A 1706-nucleotide genomic window follows, 5' to 3' on the forward strand; every position below is an offset into this window, starting at 1 on the left:
GTTGTACGATATTGCCGTTGGAAGGCAAAAGGATATAGTCCTAGTAAGGTGGCATCATCGAGTAATAGTAACTCTTCGCCAGTAACCATTGAAATAGGGTCAGCCTTTTTTTTGGTATCTTTATCAGGTTGTGATTTTTTTCCACTGGGGGTTTCAGACGTTGATGTACCTTTACCGTTACCTTTAGATATACCGCCAAATCGATCACTCTTATTTTTTATGCGCGTTTTCTGGGAATTAGTACCATGATTAATTCTATTTCCAATTAATTTGTTGCCTATAGATTTAACATAAGCATTCTTAAACTTGATCTTTTTAAAAAACTTAGCGACTAATTTAGAAGCTTGCGAAATTATAATATTTATAGGCTTCAATATCATATTAACCGCATTTATTAAATTTAAACCAGCACGGATTATTCGTAATGACAAGAAGATAGGACCAAGGACAGGATTGACAACAGATAATATAGCGCCAAATAATATCCCTCTTAATAGTTCACCTAACAGTGAACCACCAATTTTGACAAGCTTATTTAAAACCTTACCCCATGGATAGGACACGATTTCGGAAACTAAATAGCGACCAACAATATACATCAGCGCTTCGTCTTGAGTTAAAGCTAAGAACTGTTTTGCTTTTTGTTTATCTTCTTCCAATATCTTTCCGATTTCAGATAAATTAAAAGTTATGCCATTTAATAATTTTCCTAATTGTGCTTTTGCATTGTTAAATTCTTCTATATATTTTATAGGATCGGTTAGAAGATCCCATGCTAGCGTCACGTCATCCCAAACACTAATAAAGCCCTTCCAAACTGAATCCTTAAATTTTTCTAATATGTTTTCACCAAGCGGCTCATCTAACCACTTTTGTTTACGTTTTGGCCACTGTGCAGCTAATCGTTCGTAGGCAGTTAGTACTAAATCGTCATAGGCCAAGTACAACGCTTGATTATGCTCAATTAATTTATCATCTGTCGCCCGAATATAGTAAGTTTTCCCGGGAGTTAATCCCGAAAAAACAACTTCTCCTTTCTCATTAGTCGTACCACTTGCTACCAGATCCACGAGTTTAAGTATAGGGTTTATATATAGTTCGCTAGCTTGGAATGTCATATCCCTTACATCACCATATACTTCAATCTTAACATCGGGAATAGGTAGATCGAAGACTGATTCGTATTTTAGAACGATTTTCATCGTTCCATCTTTTTCACACTTTGCAAAAGAATAATTGTCACTCTCCCATGATTTAGTTTTTTTAGTTTTTGATAGTGATTCTTTTTTAGATTCTACATCATTGATAACGGTCACCCTGTCCATTTCCAGATTAGGTAACCCTATTAAATCTAACGCGCCATTTGCAAATTCAATATAACCTTCTTCTAGAAGTTCCTTATACCCTTTAGTGATAATTTGCTTATTTTTAAATAACTCTAGTTCATCTTCAATAAATTCAATTGGTGTTAACATGCTAATATCCTTTTATTCAAAACTAACTAAAAAATTCACTCTCCAGTTCTTCAAATGGATTGGTAACTAACTCTAGTTCTTCGACTAATTTTGTTTTTAAGTTATTTATGATGAGATTATCAATAACGTTATATTTAGCTGATTGTGATTGCCATAAGGCTAATATTCGCTGCTTAATTAGAATTTCCGGCAAAGTTTCATAATATGATGGATAGGTTTCTTTTAACCATA

Annotated in this window: 2 protein-coding genes; both read right to left on the reverse strand. The window is 33.8% G+C overall.

Annotated features, from left to right (window positions below; translation table 11 throughout):
- On the reverse strand, window positions 1-1475 hold a 1475-nt coding region (locus tag DKK70_RS16435), incomplete at its 3' end, for a DUF6531 domain-containing protein (RefSeq protein WP_146210893.1).
- 22 nt (window positions 1476-1497) lie between these two features.
- On the reverse strand, window positions 1498-1706 hold a 209-nt coding region (locus DKK70_RS16900), incomplete at its 5' end, for a hypothetical protein (protein WP_181416041.1).

The sequence above is a fragment of the Gilliamella apicola genome, assembly GCF_003202655.1.
GTDB classification, from domain to species: Bacteria; Pseudomonadota; Gammaproteobacteria; order Enterobacterales; family Orbaceae; genus Gilliamella; species Gilliamella apicola_R.